Origin of the sequence: Clostridium sp. Cult1, assembly GCF_021655095.1 — a bacterium.
Taxonomy (GTDB): Bacteria; Bacillota; Clostridia; order Tissierellales; family Tepidimicrobiaceae; genus Schnuerera.
In genome coordinates, this window is the sequence record NZ_PPXW01000001.1 from 1,263,156 (window position 1) to 1,265,874 (window position 2,719).

The 2,719-nt window shown below is 35.1% G+C and carries 2 protein-coding genes; both read left to right on the forward strand.

What is annotated here, in order from left to right:
* Nucleotides 1-69 precede the first annotated feature (69 nt).
* Nucleotides 70-1,395 (forward strand): glycine/sarcosine/betaine reductase component B subunit, encoded by a 1,326-nt coding sequence (locus C3E89_RS06195; protein ID WP_025640440.1) that lies wholly within the window; start codon nucleotides 70-72, stop codon nucleotides 1,393-1,395.
* 13 nt (nucleotides 1,396-1,408) lie between these two features.
* Nucleotides 1,409-2,719 (forward strand): betaine reductase selenoprotein B (gene grdH, locus C3E89_RS06200; RefSeq protein ID WP_236911596.1); only part of this gene is annotated, 1,311 nt, incomplete at its 3' end.

Genomic DNA, 2,719 nt, shown 5'->3' on the forward strand with positions numbered 1-2,719 from the left:
GAAATTTATAATATTCCATCGAGCATTATTAATTTCTATAACTTTATAACAATGAAAGGAGTGTTAAAAGTGAAACTTGAATTAGGTAATTTTTATGTAAAAGACATTGTTTTTGGAGACAGAATTTCTTATTCAAAAGGCGTATTAACTATTAATAAGGAAGAAGCCTTAGAAGTAGTAAAAGAAGATGAACATATAACAGAAGCAGATTTATTTATAGTAAAACCAGGAGATAATGTAAGATTAGTGCCTGTAAAGGAAGCTATTGAGCCAAGGACGAGAGTGGAAGGTGGACCAGTATTTCCAGGAGTCACTGGAGAATTAATGCAAGCAGGTAACGGTAGAACATTGGCTCTTAAAGATTGTAGTGTACTAGTTGTAGGAAAGCACTGGGGTGGGTTTCAAGATGGTTTAATAGATATGAGTGGAGAAGGGGCAAAATATACCTATTTTTCTCAATTAAAAAATATTGTACTAGTAGCAGATACAGACGAAGAATTTGAGAAAAAAGAACAACAAAAGAAAAACAGAGCCTTAAGATGGGCTGGAATGAGGTTAGCAGAATATATTGCCTCTTGCGTAAAAGATCTAGAACCAGAAGAAATAGAAACTTTTGAGTTAGAACCTATTACAAAACGTTCTGATAATATAAAGGATTTACCATCCGTTGTACTAGTACTTCAACCTCAGTCCCAAATGGAGGAATTAGGGTATAATGATTTAATATATGGATGGGATTCTAATAGGATGTTACCAACATTTATGCATCCAAATGAAGTTTTAGATGGAGCAATAATATCAGGTAGTTTCATGCCTTGTTCATCTAAGTGGTCAACTTATGATTTTCAAAATTTCCCTATGATTAGAAGACTGTACAAAGAACATGGAAAGACCTTAAACTTTTTGGGTATTATAATGTCCAATTTAAATGTTGCCTTGGATCAAAAAGAAAGAGCTGCTTTATTTGTAGCCCAAATGGCTAAATCTTTAGGTGCAGACAGTGCAATAGTTGCAGAAGAAGGGTATGGAAACCCAGACGCAGATTTTATAGCGTGTTTAGTAGCTTTAGAAGATGCTGGAGTTAAAACTGTTGGATTAACTAATGAATGTACAGGTAGAGATGGAAAGTCTCAACCATTAGTTACTTTAGATCCTAAAGCAGATGCTATTGTATCCTGTGGAGATGTATCTCAATTAATAGAACTTCCTCCTATGGAAACTGTTTTAGGAGAATTAGAATCTTTAGGAAGAGATGGATTTGCTGGAGGATGGGCAGGCGACGAAATTCTTGGACCTTCAGTAAGAGAAGATGGATCCATAATAATGGAAAACAATTCCATGTTCTGTGGAGATCAAGTAGTTGGTTGGTCAACTAAGACTGTGAAAGAATTTTAAGGAGGTGTACCAATTGAAGAAAGCTATACTTTATATAAATCAATTTTTCGGACAAATTGGAGGAGAAGAAAAAGCAGATTTTCCACCTGAAATAAGGGAAGGTTTAGTAGGTCCAGCAATGGAATTACAAAAACAATTAGGTGAAAATGTAAAAGTTACTCACACAATTATATGTGGTGATAACTATATGGGATCTAACACTGAAGAAGCAATAAAAACAATATTAGGATTTTTAGAAGATAAAGAATTTGATATTTTCTTTGCAGGACCAGCTTTTAGAGCAGGTAGATATGGTAGTGCTTGTGGTCATATAGGAAAGGCCGTAAAGGAAAAATTCAATGTTCCAGTTATATCTTCCATGAATGAAGAAAATCCTGGTGTCAATATGTTTCGCCAACATATCTATATATTTAAAGGCGGGGCAAGTGCTGCTGCTATGAGAAAAGATATTAAAAAAATGGCGATTTTTGGTAATAAAATATTAAATGGTGAAGAACTTCTATCTGCCGATGAAGAAGGTTATTATGGTAGGGGAATTAGACGTCAAGTTTGGTTAACACCATCTGTTAATGCAGCAGATAGAGTAATAGACATGTTATTAAAGAAGGTTCACGGAGAGCCTTTCCAAACGGAACTTCCTATACCAGAACAAGATATAGTACCTATAGCAGAACCTATAAAAGATCTGTCGAAAGCAAAAATAGCTATTGTAACTTCAGGTGGTATAGTACCTGTAGATAATCCAGACAGAATCCAATCAGCTTCAGCTACTAGATGGGGTAAATACGATGTATCAAATATAGATAGATTAGAATCTGGAATATTTAAAACTATCCATGCTGGCTTTGATCCTGCAGCTGCTAATGCAGATCCAAATGTTATAGTTCCATTAGATGTTATGAAAGCATATGAAAAAGAAGGTAAAATAGGTAAGGTCCACGATTATTTCTACTCTACTGTTGGAACGGGAACAACTCAAGGGGAAGCTGCTAGAATGGGCAAAGAAATAGTAAAGGATTTACAAGAAGCGGGTGTTGATGGAGTTATATTGACATCTACCTGAGGTACCTGTACACGTTGCGGTGCAACAATAGTAAAAGAAATAGAAAAAGCAGGTATACCTATAGTTCAAATGGCAAATCTAATCCCCGTAGCTAAAACTGTTGGTTCAAACAAGATAGTTCCAACTATATCAATACCTTATCCATTGGGAGATCCGAATACATCAAAGGAGGAACAATGGAAGTTAAGATATCATAGAGTTGGAGTAGCTTTAGAAGCATTGACTACAGATGTTAAAGAGCAAACTGTATTTAAGGTTAAA